Annotated in this window: 22 protein-coding genes; 8 read left to right on the plus strand and 14 right to left on the minus strand. The window is 70.4% G+C overall.

Annotation, left to right across the window (positions count from 1 at the left end; all coding sequences use genetic code 11):
• The first annotated feature begins 60 nt into the window (after nt 1–60).
• The 3 genes from RA210_RS20865 to lipA are packed head-to-tail and all read left to right on the plus strand — an operon-like array spanning nt 61 to nt 1981.
• Entirely contained in the window at nt 61–354 is a 294-nt protein-coding gene (locus RA210_RS20865; protein WP_136490748.1) for a DUF493 domain-containing protein, read from the plus strand.
• Nucleotides 354–1007 carry a lipoyl(octanoyl) transferase LipB gene (gene lipB / locus RA210_RS20870; RefSeq protein WP_414153848.1) on the plus strand — a complete coding sequence of 218 codons (654 nt, stop codon included), beginning with the start codon at nt 354–356 and terminating at the stop codon, nt 1005–1007. Before RA210_RS20865 ends, lipB begins: the two co-directional genes overlap by 1 nt.
• A complete protein-coding gene (lipA, locus tag RA210_RS20875; protein ID WP_090349475.1) occupies nt 1004–1981 on the plus strand; it encodes a lipoyl synthase in 978 nt (325 codons plus the stop codon). Before lipB ends, lipA begins: the two co-directional genes overlap by 4 nt.
• Before the next feature lie 106 nt (nt 1982–2087).
• Here lipA and lnt read toward each other — a convergent pair whose 3' ends face one another.
• The 5 genes from lnt to miaB form a co-directional block, all read right to left on the minus strand.
• Nucleotides 2088–3623 carry an apolipoprotein N-acyltransferase gene (gene lnt / locus RA210_RS20880; protein WP_201487878.1) on the minus strand — a complete coding sequence of 512 codons (1536 nt, stop codon included), beginning with the start codon at nt 3621–3623 and terminating at the stop codon, nt 2088–2090.
• 125 nt (nt 3624–3748) lie between these two features.
• Nucleotides 3749–4588, minus strand: coding sequence for an HlyC/CorC family transporter (locus tag RA210_RS20885; RefSeq protein ID WP_136490751.1), 840 nt, complete (start codon nt 4586–4588; stop codon nt 3749–3751).
• A gap of 6 nt (nt 4589–4594) precedes the next feature.
• Nucleotides 4595–5059 (minus strand): rRNA maturation RNase YbeY, encoded by a 465-nt coding sequence (gene ybeY, locus RA210_RS20890; protein WP_201487879.1) that lies wholly within the window; start codon nt 5057–5059, stop codon nt 4595–4597.
• Nucleotides 5049–6059 carry a PhoH family protein gene (locus tag RA210_RS20895; RefSeq protein ID WP_201487880.1) on the minus strand — a complete coding sequence of 337 codons (1011 nt, stop codon included), beginning with the start codon at nt 6057–6059 and terminating at the stop codon, nt 5049–5051. The genes ybeY and RA210_RS20895 overlap by 11 nt, the downstream gene beginning before the upstream one ends.
• Before the next feature lie 139 nt (nt 6060–6198).
• Nucleotides 6199–7539 carry a tRNA (N6-isopentenyl adenosine(37)-C2)-methylthiotransferase MiaB gene (miaB, locus tag RA210_RS20900; protein ID WP_201487881.1) on the minus strand — a complete coding sequence of 447 codons (1341 nt, stop codon included), beginning with the start codon at nt 7537–7539 and terminating at the stop codon, nt 6199–6201.
• A 124-nt stretch (nt 7540–7663) separates the two neighbouring features.
• On the opposite strand from miaB, the gene RA210_RS20905 reads away from it, so the two are divergent.
• Nucleotides 7664–7990 (plus strand): DUF1820 family protein, encoded by a 327-nt coding sequence (locus RA210_RS20905; protein ID WP_201487882.1) that lies wholly within the window; start codon nt 7664–7666, stop codon nt 7988–7990.
• Nucleotides 7991–8118: 128 nt separating this feature from the next.
• Here the strand turns inward: RA210_RS20905 and RA210_RS20910 are convergent, their stop codons facing one another.
• From RA210_RS20910 to RA210_RS20925, 4 genes are all read right to left on the minus strand, one after another.
• Nucleotides 8119–8664 carry a tetratricopeptide repeat protein gene (locus RA210_RS20910; protein ID WP_136490756.1) on the minus strand — a complete coding sequence of 182 codons (546 nt, stop codon included), beginning with the start codon at nt 8662–8664 and terminating at the stop codon, nt 8119–8121.
• 184 nt (nt 8665–8848) lie between these two features.
• Nucleotides 8849–10135, minus strand: coding sequence for a glutamate-1-semialdehyde 2,1-aminomutase (gene hemL, locus RA210_RS20915; protein ID WP_201487883.1), 1287 nt, complete (start codon nt 10133–10135; stop codon nt 8849–8851).
• A 24-nt stretch (nt 10136–10159) separates the two neighbouring features.
• Nucleotides 10160–10792 carry a thiamine phosphate synthase gene (gene thiE, locus RA210_RS20920; RefSeq protein WP_201487884.1) on the minus strand — a complete coding sequence of 211 codons (633 nt, stop codon included), beginning with the start codon at nt 10790–10792 and terminating at the stop codon, nt 10160–10162.
• A gap of 25 nt (nt 10793–10817) precedes the next feature.
• Nucleotides 10818–11615, minus strand: a complete 798-nt coding sequence (locus RA210_RS20925; protein ID WP_201487885.1) for a hydroxymethylpyrimidine/phosphomethylpyrimidine kinase — start codon at nt 11613–11615, stop codon at nt 10818–10820.
• 94 nt (nt 11616–11709) lie between these two features.
• Between RA210_RS20925 and RA210_RS20930 the strand changes: the two genes are divergently transcribed.
• The 3 genes from RA210_RS20930 (at nt 11710) to RA210_RS20940 (ending at nt 14664) form a co-directional block, all read left to right on the plus strand.
• A complete protein-coding gene (locus tag RA210_RS20930; protein WP_201487886.1) occupies nt 11710–13359 on the plus strand; it encodes an acyl-CoA dehydrogenase family protein in 1650 nt (549 codons plus the stop codon).
• 94 nt (nt 13360–13453) lie between these two features.
• Complete coding sequence (locus RA210_RS20935; RefSeq protein WP_201487887.1) at nt 13454–14020, plus strand: YecA family protein; 567 nt, start codon at nt 13454–13456, stop codon at nt 14018–14020.
• Nucleotides 14020–14664: a pseudouridine synthase gene (locus RA210_RS20940; protein ID WP_236574829.1), complete on the plus strand. Its 645-nt coding sequence runs from the start codon at nt 14020–14022 to the stop codon at nt 14662–14664. Before RA210_RS20935 ends, RA210_RS20940 begins: the two co-directional genes overlap by 1 nt.
• Before the next feature lie 51 nt (nt 14665–14715).
• Here the strand turns inward: RA210_RS20940 and RA210_RS20945 are convergent, their stop codons facing one another.
• From RA210_RS20945 to RA210_RS20965, 5 genes are all read right to left on the minus strand, one after another.
• Nucleotides 14716–15108: a globin gene (locus RA210_RS20945; RefSeq protein ID WP_136491737.1), complete on the minus strand. Its 393-nt coding sequence runs from the start codon at nt 15106–15108 to the stop codon at nt 14716–14718.
• Nucleotides 15109–15188: 80 nt separating this feature from the next.
• Complete coding sequence (locus RA210_RS20950) at nt 15189–15392, minus strand: DUF2788 domain-containing protein (RefSeq protein WP_136491736.1); 204 nt, start codon at nt 15390–15392, stop codon at nt 15189–15191.
• 174 nt (nt 15393–15566) lie between these two features.
• Nucleotides 15567–16043, minus strand: coding sequence for an Lrp/AsnC family transcriptional regulator (locus tag RA210_RS20955; RefSeq protein ID WP_136491735.1), 477 nt, complete (start codon nt 16041–16043; stop codon nt 15567–15569).
• Nucleotides 16044–16363: 320 nt separating this feature from the next.
• On the minus strand, nt 16364–17236 hold the full coding sequence (locus RA210_RS20960) for a cation diffusion facilitator family transporter (protein ID WP_136491734.1): 873 nt from the start codon (nt 17234–17236) through the stop codon (nt 16364–16366).
• Nucleotides 17237–17247: 11 nt separating this feature from the next.
• Nucleotides 17248–17664: a polyribonucleotide nucleotidyltransferase gene (locus tag RA210_RS20965; RefSeq protein ID WP_136491733.1), complete on the minus strand. Its 417-nt coding sequence runs from the start codon at nt 17662–17664 to the stop codon at nt 17248–17250.
• Nucleotides 17665–17790: 126 nt separating this feature from the next.
• On the opposite strand from RA210_RS20965, the gene hrpB reads away from it, so the two are divergent.
• Nucleotides 17791–20349: an ATP-dependent helicase HrpB gene (gene hrpB, locus RA210_RS20970; RefSeq protein ID WP_201487888.1), complete on the plus strand. Its 2559-nt coding sequence runs from the start codon at nt 17791–17793 to the stop codon at nt 20347–20349.
• The last annotated feature ends 55 nt before the right edge of the window (nt 20350–20404 follow it).

The following is a 20404-nucleotide window of genomic DNA, read 5'->3' on the forward strand; positions in this document are numbered from 1 at the left end:
CTGAGCGCGGCGCCCCGACCCCGGGGCGCCGGCATTGCGGGCCACAAGCCCGTCGAGACCATGACCGATACCAAGACCTCCGCTACCGAAGTCCAGGCGCCGAAGATCGAATTTCCCTGCCACGGCTACCCGATCAAGGTGATCGGCGACGCCGGCGAGGGCTTCGCCGACCTGGTGATCGACATCGTCCGCCGTCATGCGCCGGACCTCGACGTCACCACCCTGACCCTGCGCGACAGCAGCAACGGCCGTTTCGTCTCGGTGCAGCTCGCGATCCGCGCCACCGGCGTCGAGCAGCTGCAGGCGATCCACGTCGACCTGCGCGCCACCGGCCGCGTGCACATGGTGCTGTGATGGGCCCCCTGCGGGTGCGCGAGCTGGGCCGGCTGCCCTACCTGCCGGCCTGGCAGGCGATGCAGCGCTTCACCAACGAGCGCGGCCCCGACACCCCGGACGAGATCTGGCTGCTCGAGCACGAACCGGTGTTCACCCAGGGCCAGGCCGGCAAGGCCGAGCACCTGCTGATGCCCGGCGACATCCCGGTGGTGCAGGCCGACCGCGGCGGCCAGGTGACCTACCACGGCCCGGGCCAGCTGATCGCCTACCTGCTGCTCGATGTGCGCCGCTCGAATCTGGGCGTGCGCGAACTGGTCAGCCGCATGGAGGCCAGCCTGGTCGCCCTGCTCGAAGGCTACGGCGTCGAGGCCCATGCCAAGCCGGACGCCCCCGGCGTCTACGTCGGCGCGGCGAAGATCGCCTCGCTCGGCCTGCGCATCCGCCACGGCCGCTCCTTCCATGGCCTGGCGCTCAACGTCGACATGGACCTGGAACCGTTCGGCCGCATCAATCCCTGTGGCTATGCCGGCATGGCCATGACCCAACTCAAGGATCTGGCCCAGGGCCCGATCGAACTCGCCGAAGTGCGTGCCGCGCTGGTGCGCCAGCTGGTCGGCCAGCTTGGCTACGCTGAATACGAGACCCTCGCGGGAGGGCTGGAGCTGACATGAGTACCGTGGACAACACCACCAAGGGCCCGGCCAAGGTCGAGGCCGGGGTCAAGCTGCGCGGCGCCGAGAAGGTCGCGCGCATTCCGGTGAAGATCATTCCCACCGAGGAGCTGCCGCGCAAGCCGGACTGGATCCGCGTGCGCATCCCGGTCACCCCCGAGGTCGAGCGCATCAAGCAGCTGCTGCGCCAGCACAAGCTGCACAGCGTGTGCGAAGAAGCTTCCTGCCCGAACCTCGGCGAGTGCTTCAGCGGCGGCACCGCCACCTTCATGATCATGGGCGACATCTGCACCCGCCGCTGCCCGTTCTGCGACGTCGGCCACGGCCGGCCCAACGCGCTGGATCCGGACGAGCCGAAGAACCTCGCGCTGGCCATCGCCGACCTGCGCCTGAAGTACGTGGTGATCACCTCGGTGGACCGCGACGACCTGCGCGACGGCGGCGCCCAGCACTTCGCCGACTGCCTGCGCGAGATCCGCGCGCTGTCGCCCAGCGTGCAGCTGGAGACCCTGGTGCCAGACTACCGCGGGCGCATGGAGATCGCCCTCGACATCACCGCGACCGAGCCGCCGGACGTGTTCAACCACAACCTGGAAACCGTGCCGCGCCTGTACAAGTCGTCGCGTCCGGGCTCGGACTTCGAGTGGTCGCTGGACCTGCTGCAGGAGTTCAAGAAGCGCGTGCCGGGCGTGCCGACCAAGTCGGGCCTGATGCTCGGCCTCGGCGAGACCGACGAGGAGGTGATCGAGACCATGCAGCGTATGCGCGAGCACGACATCGACATGCTCACCCTCGGCCAGTACCTGCAGCCCTCGCGCAGCCACCTGCCGGTGCAGCGTTTCGTCCATCCGGACACCTTCGCCTGGTTCGCCGAGGAAGGTGAGAAGATGGGCTTCAAGAACGTCGCCTCCGGCCCGCTGGTGCGTTCGTCCTACCACGCCGACCAGCAGGCCCACGGCCACAAGATCGGCTGAGTCCTGTGTAGGGTGGGTAAGGCCGCAGGCCGTAACCCACCCTACAGTCAGCGCTGGAATGCAAAGGGCGACCCGCGGGTCGCCCTTTTCGTTGCTGGCTGACGCCTCAGTTCAAGGCAGTGAACAGCCGGCGCTGGCGCCGCGCGGTGAGCGCGGTCCAGCCCAGCAGCAGGGCGCAGACGCCGGCCAGCGGCCAGGCGCGCCACTGCAGGTAGGGCGTCAGGCCCTGCATCGGCACCACCTCGCCGCGCAGCACGGCGCGCTGGAACTGCGGCACCTGCGCCTGCACCCGGCCGAACGGGTCGATCAGCGCTGTGACGCCGTTGTTGGTGGCGCGGATCATCCAGCGGCCGCTCTCCAGAGCGCGCATCTGCGCCATCTGCAGGTGCTGCAGCGGGCCGATCGAGGTGCCGAACCAGGCGTCGTTGCTCACCGTCAGCAGCAGCTCGCTCCGCGCGGCGAGGCCGGCGGCGAACTCCGGATAGACCACCTCGTAGCAGATGTAGGGGGCGATGCGGTAGCCGCGCGCCGTCAGCAGCGCCTGGTCGGCCGGGCCGCGGGCGAAGTCGGACATCGGCAGGTCGAAGAAGGCGATCAGCCCGCGCAGCACGTCCTGCAGCGGCACGTACTCGCCGAACGGCACCAGCTTCTGCTTGAGGTAGGTGCCGCCACCCTGGCCGACCACCTGCAGGGCGTTGTAGTAGCGCGCCCGGCCGGCGTCGTCCTTCTCGCGCAGCGGCACGCCGGTGACCAGTGCGGCATTGCGCTCGCTGGCGAAGCGGCCCATCACCGCCAGGTAGCCCTCGGCGTATTCCTTGAGCACCGGCACCGCGGTCTCCGGCCAGACGTAGAGGTCGGCCGGCGCCTCGGCGAAGGTCAGGTCGCGGTACAGGGCGAGCTGGGCGTTGAGCTGCTCGGGGTCCCACTTGAGGTTCTGCGCGACGTTGCCCTGCATGGCGGCGACCTTCAGCGCCGGGCCGGCCGGGGTGGTCCAGGGGTGGTCCTTGAACCACAGACCGCCGCCCCACAGGCCGGCGAGCAGTGCGGCGGCGCCCAGCAGGCAGCGCCCGCGCGGCAGCAGCGCCGGCAGGTTGGCCAGCAGGGCGGCGGTCAGCGCCATGGCGAACGACAGCAGCCAGACGCCGCCGAGCGGCGCCAGGCCGGCCAGCGGGCCGTCGAGCTGGGCGTAGCCGACGTACAGCCACGGGAAACCGGTGAACAGCCAGCCGCGAAGGGCCTCCTGGGCCAGCCACATGGCGGCGAAGGCCAGCGCGTCGGCCAGCGGCGCGCGTTCGCGGCGCAGCCATTTCGCCCAGGCCCAGGCCGGCAGGGCGAAGAACAGCGCGAGGCCGGCGCAGAACGCCAGAGTCAGCAGCGCGGCCAGCGCCGGCGAGGCGGCGCCGTAGTCGTGGATGCTGACGTACACCCAGCTGGTGCCGGCGGCGAAGGCGCCGAAGCCGTACAGCCAGCCGCGGCCGGCGGCGGCGCCGGGGGCCAGGCCGCGCAGGCCGAGATAGAACAGCGCCAGCGACAGCAGGCCGAGCGGCCACAGGTTCCAGGGGGCGAGGGCCAGCGGGGTGAGGGCGCCGGCGGCCAGGGCCAGCAGGTGGCCGGGCCAGCCGGGACGGGAGATCCAGCGCATGAAGATTCCTTGACGAAAGACAGGCGCGGGCAGCTTAGCGGAGCCGGGCGCGGGCGGGTAGCTGGACGCGGAGCGTCCAGGGTGGCATCCCCACGCGGAGCGTGGGGACGATCAGCGTCCGTGCCTCAGCGCGCCCGCGGGGTCAGGCGCAGCAGGTGGATGCGCCGGCTGTCGGCGTTGAGCACGCGGAAGCGGAAGTCGCCCAGCTCGATGGTCTCGCCGCGCTTGGGCAGGTGGCCGAAGGCGCTCATCACCACGCCGCCGAGGGTGTCGAATTCCTCCTCGGAGAAGCCGGCCTCGAAGAACTCGTTGAACTCGTCCACCGGGGTCAGCGCCTTGACGATGAAGTCGCCGCTGGGCAGCGCCTTGATGAAGCTGTCTTCCTCGACGTCGTGCTCGTCCTCGATCTCGCCGACGATCTGCTCGAGCACGTCCTCGATGGTCACCAGACCGGCGACGCCGCCGTATTCGTCGATGACGATGGCCATGTGGTTGTGGGTGCTGCGGAACTCGCGCAGCAGCACGTTGAGACGCTTGGATTCGGGCACGTAGGTGGCCGGGCGCAGCAGCTTCTGCAGGTCGAAGGACTGCTCGTTGCCGTGCAGCAGCAGCGGCAGCAGGTCCTTGGCCAGCAGGATGCCGAGCACCTCGTCGAGGTTCTCGCCGATCACCGGGTAGCGCGAGTGGGCCGCCTCGATCACCGCCGGGAGGAACTCCTGCGGGTTCTGGCAGGCCTTGATGCTGATGATCTGCGAGCGCGGGATCATGATGTCGCGCACCTGCAGGTCGGCGACCTGGATGGCGCCCTCGACGATCGCCAGCGCTTCGGTGTCGAGCAGTTTGTTGTCATGGGCGTCGCGCAGGACCTCGATCAGCTCCTCGCGGTTCTTCGGCTCATGGGCAAAAGCCTGGGTGATTCTTTCCAGCCAGGACTTCTGCCCCTGGCTCGATCGGTCGTCGCTCATGTGTCCTTACTCTTCGTCGCTCGCGTAGGGATCGGGGTAGCCGAGTTCGGCCAGCAGCTGGCGTTCCAGGGCTTCCATCTCCTCGGCTTCGTCGTCGTCGATGTGGTCGTAGCCCAGCAGGTGCAGGCAGCCGTGGATGGTCAGGTGCGCCCAGTGGGCGTCCGCCGCCTTGCCCTGTTCGGCCGCCTCGCGCGCCACCACCTGGGCGCAGATCACCAGGTCGCCGAGCAGCGGGATATCCAGGATGCCTTCGGGGACCTCGGCGGGAAAGGACAGCACGTTGGTGGCGTAGTCCTTGCCGCGCCAGGTGCGGTTGAGCTCGCGGCCCTCCGCCTCGTCGACGATGCGGATGGTCAGCTCCGAGGGCGCCGTGCGCTGGCGCAGGGCCAGTTCGCACCAGCGGCGCAGTTGCGCCTCGCCGGGCAGCTCGGCGGCCGTGCTGGCCAGTTGCAGATCCAGTTCAACCTGCATGGCGGCTGTCCCCGGTGCGCTCGGCGGCCTTGCCCTGCAGGCGCTGCTCGTGGCGGTCGTAGGCCTCGACGATGCGCTGCACCAGCGGATGGCGCACCACGTCCTTGGCCTTGAAGTGGGTGAAGCTGATCCCCGGCACGTCGCGCAGCACCTCGATGACGTGGGCCAGGCCCGACTTGGTGCCGCGCGGCAGGTCGACCTGGGTGACGTCGCCGGTGATCACCGCGGTCGAGCCGAAGCCGATCCGGGTGAGGAACATCTTCATCTGCTCCAGGGTGGTGTTCTGGCTCTCGTCGAGGATGATGAAGCTGTTGTTCAGGGTGCGCCCGCGCATGTAGGCCAGCGGGGCGATCTCGATCACCTGCTTCTCGATCAGCTTGGCCACCTGCTCGAAGCCCATCATTTCGTAGAGGGCGTCGTACAGCGGGCGCAGGTAGGGGTCGATCTTCTGCGCCAGGTCGCCGGGCAGGAAGCCGAGCTTCTCGCCGGCCTCCACCGCCGGGCGCACCAGCAGGATGCGCCGCACCTGCTCGCGCTCCAGGGCGTCCACCGCGCAGGCCACGGCGAGGTAGGTCTTGCCGGTGCCGGCCGGGCCGATGCCGAAGTTGATGTCGTTGTCGAGGATCGCCTTGACGTAGCGCTGCTGGTTGGCGCCGCGCGGGGTGATGTGCGCCTTGCGGGTCTTCAGGGTGACGCTCGGCGCCTGGCCGGGCACGGCCAGATCCTCGAGACCGGACTCCTGGAGGAACAGGTGGACCAGTTCCGGGGTCAGCTCGGTAGCGTGGGTCTCGCGGTACAGGCGGCGCAGCAGGTTCTCGGCGGTGTGGCTGTGCTGGGCGTCGCCGACCAGTTCGAACTGGTTGCCACGGTTGCGGATCTCGATGCCCAGGCGCTGTTCGATCAGGCGCAGGTGCTCGTCGAATTGGCCGCAGAGGTTGGCGAAGCGTCGGGCATCGAGGGGTTCGAGGATGAAGCGGTGGTGTTCCAGGGGAGCGTTCAAGGTCGTCTGTTGGCCGCCGTTCGGCTGGGGGGTGATGGACGAAGAATAACCGCAGCGCCCCGAGGGGGAAAGCGCCGCGACATTGGCGGATGGTGGACTGGCCAGGAGGCGCCCGCCGCGCTCGCGCGGCGGGCGGGGATCAGTAGCTGGCCTCGTCGACCAGGCTGCCGCGCAGCGAGTGCGGCAGCGCCTCGTCGATGTGCACGTCGACGAACTGGCCGATCAGCCGCGGATTGTCGGCACGGAAGTTGACGATGCGGTTGTTCTCGGTGCGGCCCTGCAGCATGCCCGGGTCCTTCTTCGAGTAGTCGCTGACCAGGATGCGCTGGGTGGTCCCGACCATGCGCCGGCTGATCTCGAAGCCCTGCTGGTGGATGCGCGTCTGCAGGATCTGCAGGCGCTGCTTCTTGATCTCCTCGGGAGTGTCGTCGGCGAGGTCCGCGGCCGGGGTGCCGGGGCGCGCGCTGTAGACGAAGGAGAAGGAGAAGTCGAAGCCGACCTCCTCGACCAGCTTCATGGTCTGCTCGAAGTCCCTGTCGGTCTCGCCGGGGAAGCCGACGATGAAGTCCGAGCTGATGCACATGTCCGGCACCGCGGCCTTGAGCTTGCGGATGCGCGACTTGTACTCCAGCGCGGTGTGGTTGCGCTTCATCGCCGCGAGGATGCGGTCGGAGCCCGCCTGCACCGGCAGGTGGACGAACTTGACCAGCTTGGCAATCTCGGCGTGGGCCTGGATCAGCGCGTCGGAGAACTCCAGCGGGTGGCTGGTGGTGTAGCGGATGCGGTCGATGCCGTCGATCGCCGCCACCGCGTGGAGCAGCTCGGCGAAGTCGGCGACACGGCCGTCGCCGGTGTCGCCGCGGTAGCCGTTGACGTTCTGGCCGAGCAGGGTCACCTCGCGCACGCCGTGCTCGGCCAGGTGGACGATCTCGGCGAGCACGTCGGCCAGCGGTCGGCTGACCTCCTCGCCGCGGGTGTAGGGCACCACGCAGAAGGTGCAGTACTTGCTGCAGCCTTCCATCACCGAAACGAAGGCGCTGGGGCCGTCGACGCGCGGCTCGGGCAGGCGGTCGAACTTCTCGATCTCCGGGAAGGAGATGTCCACCTGCGGCTTCCTGGTGGTGCGCGCGGCGTCGATCATCTCCGGCAGGCGGTGCAGGGTCTGCGGGCCGAACACCACGTCGACGTAGGGCGCGCGCTCGCGGATCGCCGCGCCTTCCTGGCTGGCCACGCAGCCGCCGACGCCGATCACCAGCTCGGGGTTCTGCCGCTTCAGTTCGCGCCAGCCGCCGAGCTTGGAGAACACCTTCTCCTGGGCCTTCTCGCGGATCGAGCAGGTATTGAGCAGGATCACGTCGGCTTCGGCCGGGTTCTCGGTGAGTTCGAGGGCCTGGTGTTCGCCCAGCAGGTCGGCCATGCGCGAGCTGTCGTACTCGTTCATCTGGCAGCCGTGGGTTTCGATGAAAAGCTTCTTGGCCATGGGTGCTCGTCGGGAAAATCCAAGGACCGCGCATTATAGGTGGCAGGGACGGGGCTTCCTAGGCTTCGCCGTCCGGCGGGTGTGCTAGGATGCGCGCCCCGCAGTTCCGTCGGTCCGGAGAGTCATGAGCAAGCCCGCCCCCATCTTCAAGGTGATCTTCCTCAACCAGGGTCAGGTGTACGAGATGTACGCCAAGGCCATCTACCAGAGCGACCTGTGGGGCTTCCTGGAGATCGAGGAATTCGTCTTCGGCGAACGCACCCAGGTGGTGGTCGATCCCAGCGAGGAGAAGCTCAAGGCGCAGTTCGAGGGCGTGGTGCGCAGCTTCGTGCCGATGCACGCGATCATCCGCATCGACGAGGTGGAGCGCCTGGGCACGGCGAAGATCAGCGAGGCCAAGGGCGGCGGCAACGTGATGCCGTTCCCCATGCCGCCGATGCCGGAGCGCTGAGTGGTCGAGGATTGCCTGTAGTCGGGTAGGGTGGAAAACTCGCGAAGCGATTTTCTACCGTTCCTGTCTGGCCAGGCCTGGCGGTGGATAAGCGCCGAGGCGAGGCGTCCACCTTGCGCACCTAGCGCTTAGCGCAGCGGAGCGAACGGCGGGCCGAGGTCGCTGGCCTGCAGCTCCTGCAGGTAGTTGCGGAAGATCTCGCCGAGCACGCGGTTGGCCTGTTCGAGCTGCTCGGGGCTCATGCCCTCGGCCACCTCGTCGGCACTGTCCAGCGCCTCTTCGGCGCCGTTGACCGCCGCCATCTTCAGCACCACGTAGGCCTGCACGTTGTTGGCCGGCACGCCCTCGCCATGCCAGAACAGGGTGCCGAGGCGCAGCTGGGCCTGGGCATGGCCCTGCAGCGAGGCCTGCTCGTACCAGCGCAGCGCCTCCGGCAGGTCGCGTGGTGGCTGGCCGGCATGGAAGAATTCGCCGAGTTCGAACTGGGCCTGGGCGTCGCCGCCCTCGGCGAGGCTGCGGCACTGGGCCAGCGCCTGATCGAGATCCTGGGGTTGGGTGTCGAGCACGCAGCGACTGGTCGCCGGAATCAGCAGGGAGTTGCTCTCGGCATGGCCGAGCAGCGGATTGATCGACAACAGGCAGCCCATCAGCAGGGTGCAGCCAGCACGGTTCATGGCGATCCGGACTTCTCCTGGTTCGGCGGGCGGAGGCACGGTCGGCTCTGGGCCGACGTTCTCCATTATGGAATAACCCGCCGGGTCATGACAGGGGGCCGGCGGCTTTTCCTGCCGGCCATTGGCCAGTATCCGCCGGCTGGCGCTGTCCGCCGACCCGCAGGGGTGGCGGACAGCGCGACGCTCAGCCCCTGAGGGCGGCGAAGGCGCGCTCGGCGGCGTCGAGGGTGATCGCCAGCTCGGCCTCGCCGTGGGCGATGGAGGTGAAGCCGGCCTCGAAGGCGCTCGGTGCCAGGTACACGCCGCCGTCCAGCATCAGGTGGAAGAAGCGCTTGAAGCGCTCGGCATCGCTGGTCATCACGTCGTCGAAGGTGACGATGTCGGCGGCTTCGCTGAAGTACAGGCCGAACATGCCGCCCACCTGGGTGGTGACGAAGGGGATGCCGGCGGCAGCGGCGCGCTGCTGCAGGCCGTCGAGCATGCGTGCAGTGTAGTCGCTCAGTTCGGCATGGAAGCCCGGACGGCTGATCAGCCTGAGGGTGGTCAGGCCGGCGGCCATGGCCAGCGGGTTGCCGGACAGGGTGCCGGCCTGGTAGACCGGGCCGAGCGGGGCGATGCATTCCATGATCGCGCGCTTGCCGCCGAAGGCGCCGACCGGCATGCCGCCGCCGACGATCTTGCCGAAGGTCGACAGGTCCGGGGTGATGCCGTAGTGGCCCTGGGCGCCGCCGAGGGCGACGCGGAAGCCGGTCATCACCTCGTCGAAGATCAGCACCACGCCGTGCGCGTCGCACAGCGCGCGCAGGCCCTCGAGGAAGCCCGGTGCCGGCGGCACGCAGTTCATGTTGCCGGCCACCGGCTCGACGATGATGCACGCCACGTCCTTGCCGACTTCGGCCAGGGTCTTCTCGACGGCCTGGATGTCGTTGTAGGGCAGGGTCAGGGTGTGCCTGGCGAAGTCGGCCGGCACGCCCGCCGAGCTGGGCACGCCCTGGGTCAGCGCGCCGGAGCCGGCCTTGACCAGCAGGCTGTCGGAGTGGCCGTGGTAGCAGCCCTCGAACTTGATGATGGCGTCGCGGCCGGTGTAGCCACGGGCCAGGCGGATGGCGCTCATGGTCGCCTCGGTGCCGGAGCTGACCATGCGCACCAGCTCCATGGACGGCACCAGCTGGCAGACCAGCTCGGCCATCTCCACTTCCAGCGCGGTCGGCGCGCCGTAGGACAGGCCGTGCTCGAGCTGCCTGCGCACCGCGTCGAGCACTTCCGGATGGCCGTGGCCGAGGATCATCGGGCCCCAGGAGCCGACGTAGTCGACGTAGCGCTTGTCGTCCTCGTCGATGACGTAGGCGCCTTCGGCGTGCTTGAAGAACAGCGGAGTGCCGCCGACGCTGCGGAAGGCGCGCACCGGCGAGTTGACGCCGCCGGGGATGTGCTTCTGGGCGTTGCTGAACAGGATTTCGGAGCGGGACATGGAAAGGGTCTCTCGAAAGGAAGGTCAGATGTCGGCGAACAGTTGGCTGAAGGCGTGCGCGCGGCGCTCGACTTCGGCGGCATTCGGGGCGGCGAACAGGGCGTGGATCACCGCGACCAGGCTGGCGCCGCGGGCGATCAGCTCGGGGGCGTTGTCCAGGGTCACGCCGCCGATGGCCACCAGCGGCAGACGGAAGCGCGTGCGCGCCTCGTCGAGCAGTTCGGGGGTGGCGGCCGGCGCGCCGGGCTTGGTCTGCGAATTGAAGAAGCGGCCGAAGGCCAGGTAGCTGGCGCCGTCCCGGCGGGCCTGCTCGGCCAGCTCCAGGCGCGCATGGCAGGTGGCGCCGATGAGCGCCTCGCGGCCGAGCAGGGCGCGGGCGGCGGACAGCGAGCCGTCCTCCTGGCCCAGGTGCAGGCCGACGCCCAGGCGGGTGGCCAGCTCCAGGTCGTCGTTGATGATCAGCCGGGCGCCGTGGCGCAGGCACAGCTCGGCCAGCGCCTCGGCCTCGCGCAGGCGCCGCGCGGCGTCGCCGGACTTGTCGCGGTACTGCAGCAGCCGGGCGCCGCCGCGCAGGGCGGCCTCGACGTAGGGCAGCAGGCGGCCATCGGCCAGCAGCTGGCTGTCGGTGATGGCGTAGAGTCCGCGCAGCGGCTTCATCGGCGGGCTTTCCTCGGGCAGGGGATCAGGAGCAGAAATCCAGCGGCAGGCGGCGCGGCACGTACTGGCCGCGGCCGGGCTGCTCGGCGTCGCGCAGGGTGCGCCAGGTGTAGGCGAGGGCCGAGCGCACCGCGCTGACCAGCTCCTCGCCCAGCGCCAGGCGGCCGGCCAGGGTGCTGGCCAGGGTGCAGCCGGAGCCGTGGTAGCTGCCCGGCAGGCGCGCGCAGGTGAAGTCGTGGCGGCTGCCGTCGCGCGAGTACAGGCGGTTGTGCACCTCGCGCTCGTCGCCGTGGCCGCCGGTGATCAGCAGGTGCTCGCACAGCGGCAGCAGCTTTTCGGCGCACTCGTCGGCGCTGCCCTCCGGCAGCTCGGCGAGGATGCGCGCTTCCGGCAGGTTGGGCGTGGCGATGCGGCACAGCGGCAGCAGGCGCTCGCGGATCGCGTAGCCGACCTCGTCCTTGCCCAGTGCACCGCCGCCGCCGGCGCGCAGCACCGGGTCGCAGACCAGCGGCACGCCGGGCAGGCGGGCCATGATCTCGACCACGGTGTCGACCATCTCCAGCGAGCCGAGCATGCCCAGCTTGACCGCGGCGACCGGCAGATCGTCGATCACCGCGTTGGCCTGGGCCAGCACCCAGGCACGGTCGAGGACGCGGAAGTCGCTGACGTCGACGGTGTCCTGCACGGTCAGCGCGGTGACCGCCGGAGCGGCGTGGCAGCCCTGGGCGAGCAGGGCCTCGATGTCCGCCTGCAGGCCGGCGCCGCCACTGGGATCGTGGCCGGACAGGCAGAGGACGACGGGACGGGAAGGGTATCGGTTCATGGCTGCCGAGCTTACCACCAAAGTCGACCGCCTGCCCGGGCGGCGCGCCGCGCTTCTGCTTCACTGCAAGGCATGCAACGGCAGGAGGTGGACGATGACTCCCGAGCACTGCGTGGAAACCCATACCGTGACCAACCAGCCGACGCCGCTGGACGGCGCCAACCTGTACCGCGGCGACCGCCCGCTGCAGGAGTGGCTGCAGCGCTTCGGCGCCGACTGGGGGGCGGCGCGGCTGGCCGAATACGGCGAGCTGAGCGGCGGGGAGTTGCTGGTGGCCGGCTTCGCCGCCAACCGCCATGCTCCCGAGCTGCACAGCCACGACCGCTATGGCCACCGCCTCGACCAGGTGGAGTTCCATCCCGCCTGGCACCGGCTGATGCAGGCCGGCATCGCCCACGGCCTGCATGCGCTGCCCTGGCGCGAGCCGCGCCCCGGCGCCCAGGTGCTGCGCGCCGGGCTGTTCTACCTGCACAACCAGGCCGAGGCCGGCAGCGCCTGCCCGCTGACCATGACCCACGCCGGCATCGCCGTGCTGCGTCGTCAGGGCGAACTGGGCGAGGCCTGGCTGCCCGGCCTGCTCAGCCTCGACTACGATCCGCGGCCGCTGCCGGTCGCCGACAAGCGCGGCCTGACCCTCGGCATGGCGCTGACCGAGAAGCAGGGCGGCTCGGATCTGCGCGCCAACAGCACGCGCGCCTTCGCCGTCGGTGCGCGCGGCCCGGGGCAGGCCTACGAGCTGCTCGGCCACAAGTGGTTCTGCTCGGCGCCGATGTCCGACGGCTTCCTCACCCTGGCGCAGACCGAAGGCGGCCTCAGCTGCTTCCTGCTGCCGCGCCTGCGCCCGGACGGCAGCCACAACCGCATCCACATCCAGCGCCTCAAGGACAAGCTGGGCAACCGCAGCAACGCTTCGGCGGAACTCGAGTTCCACGGCGCGCTGGCCTGGATGGTCGGCGCGGAGGGCCGCGGCATCGCCACCGTGCTGGAGATGGTGGCGCTGACCCGCTTCGACTGCATGACCGGCTCGGCGGCGCTGATGCGCCAGGCGCTCAGCCAGGCCCTGCACCACTGCGCGCAGCGCCAGGTCGGCGGCCGCGTGCTGGCCGCCCAGCCGCTGATGCAGAACGTGCTGGCCGACCTGGCGCTGGAGTCGGAGGCGGCGCTGGCGCTGAGCCTGCGCCTGGGCCACGCCCTGGAGCGCCCGGAGGACGAGCAGGAGCGCCACTTCGCCCGCCTGCTCACCGCGGTGGGCAAGTACTGGGTGTGCAAGCGCGCGCCGGCCTTCGTCCACGAGGCGCAGGAATGTCTGGGCGGCGCCGGCTACGTCGAGGAGAGCATCCTGCCGCGGCTGTACCGCGAGGCGCCGGTCAACTCGATCTGGGAGGGCTCCGGCAACGTGCAGTGCCTCGACGTGCTGCGCGCGCTGAAGACGCCCGAGGTGGCCGAGGCGCTGTTCGCCGAGCTGGCCGACGGCCACGGCGAGGCGCGCCTCAGGGCGCTGGTGCTGCGCCTCAAGCACGCCCTGCAGGATCGCGACGGCCTCGAGTACCGCGCCCGCCAGTTGGCCGGCGAGATCGCCGTGGCGCTGCAGGCCGGCCTGCTGCTGCAGGGCGCGCCGCAGGTGGTCGGCGACGCCTTCCTCGCCGCGCAGCTGGACGCGCCGGCGCTGGCTTACGGCTGCCTGCCGCGCGGCGTGGCGGTGGCCGCGCTGCTGGCGCGCAGCCGGCTGCAGGCGCTCGACTGAGGGGCCGGCGCTGCTAGAATGCGCCCCTCAGCCCGCACCGCCCGTCGGCGGCGGCTCCTGTGCGAGCCGTGGGGCGCCGTCCTGCGAACCCGTCATGGCCTTTGTCGATCCCGCCCGCTACAGCAACCCCCTGCGCCGCTTCGCCCGCACCCTGGTGCCCGGCGCCGATCCCCTGGTGGCGGCGCCGCTGCCGCTGCCGGAAAGCCTCGCCGGCGAGCCCTGGTACTCGGTCGGCCGCGCGGTGAGCGCGCTCGGCGGTGCGCGGGTCGATGGCTGGTGTCTGGAGGAGTGGCCGGGCAAGGCGCTGCGTGCCTGCTTCACGGCCTGCTGGCGCGCGGCCGACGGCCGGCTGTGGAACGTGCTGCCCGACCGCCGCACCCTGCTGTTCCTGCCCGATCCGGCGCGCCGCTACGAAGGCGTGCCGGTGGCCCCGCGCTACCAGAGCCTGGAGCGCGACGCCCTGCTGGGCGACTACCTGAAGGTCTGCGCCGCCCTCGGGCGGCCGGGGCTGGACGAGGCGGGCTGGGATACCCTGCAGCAGACCCGCGAGCGCCTGGAGGGCTGGCTGGAGCTGGGCGGCAGCGGCAACAGCCCGTGCCCGTGCCGGAGCGGCAGGCGCTACCAGAACTGCTGCAGCCGCCGGCTGCGTGACAGCCTGTGATGGCCCGTCCGCCGCGCAAGCCGTCCGCTGCGGGACGTAGCGGGCCGCGTCAGGTCCCCGCCAAGCCGCAGCGCCGTCAGGCCAAGGCGCCGCCGCTCGAGCCGAGACTGATCCTGCTCAACAAGCCGTTCGACGTGCTGACCCAGTTCGCCGACGCCGACGGCCGCGCCACCCTCAAGGACTTCGTTCCGGTGCCCGGCGTCTATCCGGCCGGGCGCCTGGATCGCGACAGCGAGGGCCTGCTGCTGCTGACCAACGACGGCCGCCTGCAGGCGCGCATCGCCGATCCGAAGCACAAGCTGGCTAAGACCTACTGGGTGCAGGTGGAGGGCGAGGCGAGCGAGGAGAAGCTGGCGCGTCTGCGCGCCGGGGTCGAGCTCAACGACGGGCCGACCCTGCCGGCCGAGGCGCGGCGCATCGACACGCCGGCGCTGTGGGAGCGCGATCCGCCGGTGCGTTTTCGCAAGAGCGTGCCGACCTGCTGGCTGGAGCTGGTGATCCGCGAGGGGCGCAACCGCCAGGTGCGGCGCATGACCGCCGCGGTCGGGCTGCCGACCCTGCGTCTGGTGCGGGTGCGCATCGGGCCGTGGAGCCTGGACGGCCTGGCGCCGGGAGAGTGGCGGGAAGTGCCGGCGCAGCTGTGAGCAGCTGCGAGAGGGTAGCCGGCGAGCAGAAAGTGCTCGCCGGCCGGTCGATCAGTAGAACGACTTGATCAGGTTGATGCCCTTGCCCAGCACCTCGCGCCAGGCGATCAGGTCTTCCTGGGCGGCTTGGGCGTCATGCTGCTTGACCGCCAGCAGCAGCGAGTCCAGCCACAGGTCGTAGAGTTCCGGGCGGATGTCGAAGCCTTCGCGCGAATGGCTCTGGCCGAGGGCGCGCAGCTTGGTGTCGGACATGCCGCGGGCGTACAGCACCAGGTTGAGGATGCCCGCGCGCAGCAGGTGCTTCTGCGCGGTCATATCGGTGTTGGTGAACTTTTCGCGAATCGCCGGCGAACTGGAAAGGAAGTGCTGGTAGAAGGTATCGAAGAAGTTCGGGCTGGCGCAGCAGCGTCCGTAACTCTGCATCACACGGTTGGCGGGGGTCATGATTATCCTTCGGGGCAATAGGCGCTCTCCCCGTCGCATCATCCTGGCGACAGGGGAAGGCCTTGCGGGTGCTTCGGGGGTTACATGCCTTCGAGGCTGCCGATCACCAGGCTCTTGATGACGAAGCCGAGTACGCCCAAACCGAGGGCAAAGAAGAGAATCGCGGTGCCGAACTTGCCGGCATTGGATTTTTTCGCCAGATCCCAGACGATGAAAGCCATGAAACCGACCAGAGCCACGATGAGGCCGGTCATCATCCAGTGTTCGAATACTTCGGGGTCCATCATCCCTCCTGCAGGATTGTCTGAAAGCGATCAGGGGGTGGGCGATGTTGTTATATCTATCAGGCCACGCAGGCATGCGTACAAAAACGCGGGCGGATTATAGACCCTCCGCTGGTGCGGGCAAATTCAAAAATGCGACAGCGTCACAAAACCGTCGGCCGGTAGCGCCGCTGGTCAGCGCAGGTGCTCCAGCGGCAGCTCGGTGCCGGCCAGCACCTGGTTGAGCACGAAGCTCGAACGCACGCTGGATACCCCCTCGATGCGGGTCAGGGTGCCGAGCAGGAACTGCTGGTAGTGATCCATGTCCGGCACCACCACCTTGAGCTGATAGTCCGCCTCCATGCCGGTGACCAGGCTGCACTCCAGCACCTGCGGGCACTGGCGGATCACCGACTCGAAGTGGGCGAAGCGCTCCGGGGTGTGACGGTCCATGCCGACCAGCACGTAGACGGTGAGGGTCAGGCCGAGCTTCTTGCGGTCGAGCAGGGCGACCTGGCGCAGGATGTAGCCGTCGTCCTCCAGTTGTCTGACTCGCCGCGAACAGGGCGAGGGCGACAGGCCGATGCGCTCGGCCAGCTCCTGGTTGGAGATGCGTGCATCGCGCTGCAGTTCGGCGAGGATGCGCAGGTCGTAGCGGTCGAGCTTGCTCATGGTGATGGTTCGTTGTGTAAATATTGCGCTGATCTTTTACTGATTGGCGGATGCTTGCGCAAGGGCTGGGATTCTGTGCAATTTTCGCAAGCACCTGCTGCATCGGCGAGCGTACAGTTTGAATCAGTTTCACGGCCCGGACGCTCACCCCGCGCAGAGCCCAATCAGGCACCGCGCCACCGCCGACCCACGAGGTCGCGGTCCCAGGCCCGCACCGCCCACCAGGCGCTGCGCAGAGCAGGCAGCCACCCGCCGCCGCACTCCGGAAGAAACCACCTTGAAGGGGCCGTCAGGCCCCTTCTTCTTGTCCGCGCGCAGGCTCAGTGCTGCGGATCGGCGTGCACCAGCACCTCGGCGCGCGGGAACTCGGCGCGGATGGCCAGCTCGGCCGCCTCGCAGAGGTCGTGGGCCTGCTGCAGGGTCAGGCTGGCCGGCAGGTCGAGGTGCAGCTGGACGAACCAGTGGGTGCCGGACATGCGCGTGCGCAGGTCGTGGGCGCCGAGCACGCCGGGCACGTTCTGCGCCAGCTGCAGCATGCGCTCGCTGGTTTCCAGCGGCAGCTCCTCGTCCATCAGCACCGAGGCCGACTCGCGGACGATGCCCAGCGCGCTCCACAGGATGTACAGGGCGATGCCGATGCCGAACAGCGCGTCGGCGCGCTGCCAGCCCCAGGCGGCGAGCAGCAGGGCGGCGAGGATGCTGGCGTTGAGCAGCAGGTCCGAGGCGTAGTGCAGCGAGTCGGCGCGGATCGCCGTGGAGCCGGTGACCTTGACCACGTGGCGCTGGAACAGCAGCAGGCCGAAGGTCATCGCCAGCGACAGCAGGATCACCGCCACGCCGACCCCGGTCGCCTCGACCGGCTGCGGCTCCTGCAGGCGCTCGAAGCCGCGGATGCCGACCAGCACCGCGCTGATGGCGATGAACACCGCCTGGCCGAGGCCGGCCAGCGCCTCGGCCTTGCCGTGGCCGTAGCGGTGGTTCTCGTCGGCCGGCTGCAGCGCGTAGTGCACCGCGATCAGGTTGACCAGCGAGGCGGCGCCGTCGAGCAGCGAGTCGGTGAGGCCGGCGAGCAGGCTGACCGAGCCGCTCAGCCACCAGGCGATGGCCTTGGCGGCCACCAGAATCAGGGCGGTGGCCAGGGCGGCAGCCGAGGCCAGGCGCATCAGGCGGCCGTGTTCGCGGCTCAGATTCATCGCGGGGCTCCTCAGGCGGCCGGGGACAGGCCATAGGCGGCCAGTTGTTCGACGCTGCCGCCATGGCGGATCAGGCGCGGGTCGTCCAGCGGCAGGTCGCGGGCCAGCTCCTGCTGGAGGATGGCGCGCAGGCGGACAGGATCGACGCGGCCGTCGCTGCCGACAGCCTCCTGCAGGCGCTCCGGCGCCACCGAGTAGCGCCCTTCCGGCAGGTAGATGGCGCCGGTGCCGAAGTCGATGGCGAAGGCGATCAGTCCGGGAATCACGAAGAACAGGATGCCGATGGCGTCCAGTGCGGCGATGGCCGGGTCGATCTGGCCTTTCAGCTGGCCGCGGCGATCGGGATAGAACAGGGTGCCGCAGCCGCTCAGCTGGGCGAGCAGGGTGGCGGCGAGCACGCCGCTGACGATCCGCTGCGAAGTACGCATGCATCTTCTCCTTGGGGGACGGCTCCTGAAAACGGCGCACAGTGTACGCGCTTGCCGATGACACCCGGAAGGCTGGCGCTTCGCCGCTATAATCGCCGCCCTTGCCGTCAGCCGTTGCGAGTGCCCATGAGCCTGTCCTCCGCCCTGCCCATCGATGCCGTGCTGCCCGAACTGCGCGCCGCGCTCGCCGCGCGCCACGAGGTGGTGCTGGAGGCGCCGCCCGGCGCCGGCAAGACCACCCGGGTGCCGCTGGCGCTGCTGGACGAGCCGTGGCTGGTCGGGCAGACCATCGTCATGCTCGAGCCGCGCCGCCTGGCCGCGCGCGCCGCCGCCGAGCGCCTGGCCAGCGAGCTGGGCGAAAAGGTCGGCGAGACGGTCGGCTACCGCATCCGCCTGGACAGCCGGGTGGGGCCGAACACGCGCATCGAGGTGGTCACCGAGGGCATCCTCGCCCGCCGCCTGCAGGACGATCCGGGCCTGGAGGGCGTCGGCCTGGTGATCTTCGACGAATTCCACGAGCGCAGCCTCGATGCCGACCTGGCCCTGGCGCTGGCCCTCAGCGGCCGCGAGCTGCTGCGCGAGGGGCCGCCGCTCAGGGTGCTGCCGATGTCGGCGACCCTCGAGGGCGAGCGTCTGGCCGCGCTGCTCGGCGACGCGCCGGTGGTGCGCAGCGAGGGGCGCATGTTCCCGGTGGACATCCAGTGGGGCCGCGCCGCCCAGCCCGGCGAGGCGCTGGAGCCGCGGGTGGTGCAGACCGTGCTGCAGGCGCTGGCCGAGCAGGGCGGCAGCCTGCTGGTGTTCCTGCCCGGCCAGGCCGAGATCCGCCGCGTGCAGGCGGCGCTGGAGGAGGCGCTCGGCACGCGTGCCGACATCCTGCTCTGCCCGCTGCACAGCGAGCTGGAGCTGGCCGCCCAGCGCGCCGCCATCGAGCCGGCGCCGGCCGGTACGCGCAAGGTGGTGCTGGCCACCAACATCGCCGAGACCAGCCTGACCATCGACGGCGTGCGCGTGGTGGTCGACGCCGGCCTGGAGCGGGTGCCGCGTTTCGACCCGGCCAGCGGCATGACCCGCCTGGACACCCAGCGCATCGCGCGCGCCTCGGCGACCCAGCGCGCCGGCCGCGCCGGCCGCCTGGAGCCGGGGGTGTGCTACCGCCTGTGGTCGCAGACCCAGCACGAGCAGCTGGCCGCCCACGGCAGCGCCGAGATCCTCCAGGCCGACCTGGCCGGCCTGGCCCTGCAGCTGGCGCGCTGGGGCGTCGACGACGCCAGCGAGCTGGTCTGGCTCGACCCGCCGCCGGCCGCCGCGCTGGCCCAGGCCCGCGAGCTGCTGCAGCGCCTCGGCGCGTTGGCGCCGCGCGGCAGCGGCTGGGCGCTGACCGGCCACGGCCAGGCGATGGCCACGCTGCCGGCCCATCCGCGTCTCGCCCACCTGTTGCTGCGTGGTCAGGCGCTCGGCCTCGGCGCACTGGCCGCCGATCTCGCCGCGCTGCTCTCCGAGCGCGATATCCTGCGCGGCGGCCAGCGCGGTGCCGGCGCCGACCTGCACAGCCGGCTGGCCCTGCTCAGTGGCGATAGCCGTGGCCCGCGCACATCCCAAGGCGGCGTGCAGCGCGCCCGCCAGCTGGCCCGCCAGTTCCGCAGCCTCCTGCCGAGAAAGGTCGAACAGGCGGTGGCCGATCCCGAACACCCGCGCGGGCTCGGCTGCCTGCTGGCCTTCGCCTATCCCGACCGCATCGCCCGCCAGCGCCGCGCCGGCTCAGCCGACTACCGCCTGGCCAACGGCCGCGCGGCGCAGTTCGGTGAGCCCGATGCGCTGATGAAGCACGAGTGGCTGGTGATCGCCGACCTGGGCAGCCGCCAGGGCCAGCGCGAGGAGCGCATCTACCTGGCGACCGACCTCGACCCGGCGCTGTTCGACGGCCCGCTGGCCGAGCAGGTCAGCGCCAGCGAGGTGCTCGACTGGGACGAGCGCGAGGGCGTGCTGCGCGCCGAGCGCCAGCGCAAGGTCGGCGAACTGGTGCTGTCCAGCGAGGCGCTGGCCGGGCTGGACGAGGCGGCGCGCGGCCGCGCGCTGATCAATCTGGTGCGGCGCAAGGGCCTGGAGCTGCTGGGGTGGACGCCGGAGCTGCGCCAGTGGCAGGCGCGCGTGGCGCTGCTGCGTCGCCTCGACCTAGCGGACAGGAGCACCAGCGAATGGCCGGACGTCTCCGACAGCGCCCTGCTGGCGACGCTGGAGGACTGGCTGCTGCCGTACCTGGGCAGGGTCAGCCGCCTCAGCCACTTCGCCGCCCTGGACCTTTCGGCGATCCTCCACGGCCTGCTGCCCTGGCCGCTGCCGCAGCGTCTCGACGAGCTGGCGCCCAGGACCCTCGAAGTGCCATCCGGATCGAAGGTCCGTCTCGACTACGCCGAGGAGCCGCCGGTGCTGGCGGTGCGCCTGCAGGAGCTGTTCGGCCTGGCCGCCACGCCGCGCATCGCCGGCGGGCGCCTCGGCGTCAAGCTGCACCTGCTGTCGCCGGCGCAGCGCCCGGTGCAGGTCACCCAGGATCTGGCCAGCTTCTGGGCCAACACCTACGCCGAGGTGAAGAAGGACCTCAAGGGCAGGTATCCCAAGCACTACTGGCCGGACGATCCGCTGGTCGCCGAGCCCACCGCGCGGGCCAAGCCGCGCAAGGCGACCTGAGGAGGGGTGATCGTGCCCACGCTCCGCGTGGGCATGCACGCCGGAGCCGCACCTG

The sequence above is a fragment of the Pseudomonas sp. OF001 genome, assembly GCF_904426495.1.
Classification (GTDB): domain Bacteria; phylum Pseudomonadota; class Gammaproteobacteria; order Pseudomonadales; family Pseudomonadaceae; genus Geopseudomonas.

Bases quoted from the DNA above. Each gene is read 5' to 3' on its own strand.
- miaB (WP_201487881.1), bottom strand. From the start codon at position 7,539: ATGGCCAAGAAGCTTTTCATCGAAACCCACGGCTGCCAGATGAACGAG.
- hemL (WP_201487883.1), bottom strand. From the start codon at position 10,135: ATGTCCCGCTCCGAAATCCTGTTCAGCAACGCCCAGAAGCACATCCCC.
- lnt (WP_201487878.1), bottom strand. From the start codon at position 3,623: ATGCGCTGGATCTCCCGTCCCGGCTGGCCCGGCCACCTGCTGGCCCTG.
- hrpB (WP_201487888.1), top strand. From the start codon at position 17,791: ATGAGCCTGTCCTCCGCCCTGCCCATCGATGCCGTGCTGCCCGAACTG.
- RA210_RS20885 (WP_136490751.1), bottom strand. From the start codon at position 4,588: ATGAGCGACGACCGATCGAGCCAGGGGCAGAAGTCCTGGCTGGAAAGA.
- thiE (WP_201487884.1), bottom strand. From the start codon at position 10,792: ATGAAGCCGCTGCGCGGACTCTACGCCATCACCGACAGCCAGCTGCTG.
- lipA (WP_090349475.1), top strand. From the start codon at position 1,004: ATGAGTACCGTGGACAACACCACCAAGGGCCCGGCCAAGGTCGAGGCC.
- RA210_RS20865 (WP_136490748.1), top strand. From the start codon at position 61: ATGACCGATACCAAGACCTCCGCTACCGAAGTCCAGGCGCCGAAGATC.
- RA210_RS20925 (WP_201487885.1), bottom strand. From the start codon at position 11,615: ATGAACCGATACCCTTCCCGTCCCGTCGTCCTCTGCCTGTCCGGCCAC.
- ybeY (WP_201487879.1), bottom strand. From the start codon at position 5,059: ATGCAGGTTGAACTGGATCTGCAACTGGCCAGCACGGCCGCCGAGCTG.
- RA210_RS20905 (WP_201487882.1), top strand. From the start codon at position 7,664: ATGAGCAAGCCCGCCCCCATCTTCAAGGTGATCTTCCTCAACCAGGGT.
- RA210_RS20950 (WP_136491736.1), bottom strand. From the start codon at position 15,392: ATGGACCCCGAAGTATTCGAACACTGGATGATGACCGGCCTCATCGTG.
- RA210_RS20965 (WP_136491733.1), bottom strand. From the start codon at position 17,664: ATGCGTACTTCGCAGCGGATCGTCAGCGGCGTGCTCGCCGCCACCCTG.
- RA210_RS20955 (WP_136491735.1), bottom strand. From the start codon at position 16,043: ATGAGCAAGCTCGACCGCTACGACCTGCGCATCCTCGCCGAACTGCAG.
- RA210_RS20910 (WP_136490756.1), bottom strand. From the start codon at position 8,664: ATGAACCGTGCTGGCTGCACCCTGCTGATGGGCTGCCTGTTGTCGATC.
- RA210_RS20945 (WP_136491737.1), bottom strand. From the start codon at position 15,108: ATGACCCCCGCCAACCGTGTGATGCAGAGTTACGGACGCTGCTGCGCC.
- RA210_RS20935 (WP_201487887.1), top strand. From the start codon at position 13,454: ATGGCCTTTGTCGATCCCGCCCGCTACAGCAACCCCCTGCGCCGCTTC.
- RA210_RS20940 (WP_236574829.1), top strand. From the start codon at position 14,020: ATGGCCCGTCCGCCGCGCAAGCCGTCCGCTGCGGGACGTAGCGGGCCG.
- RA210_RS20930 (WP_201487886.1), top strand. From the start codon at position 11,710: ATGACTCCCGAGCACTGCGTGGAAACCCATACCGTGACCAACCAGCCG.
- RA210_RS20960 (WP_136491734.1), bottom strand. From the start codon at position 17,236: ATGAATCTGAGCCGCGAACACGGCCGCCTGATGCGCCTGGCCTCGGCT.
- lipB (WP_414153848.1), top strand. From the start codon at position 354: ATGGGCCCCCTGCGGGTGCGCGAGCTGGGCCGGCTGCCCTACCTGCCG.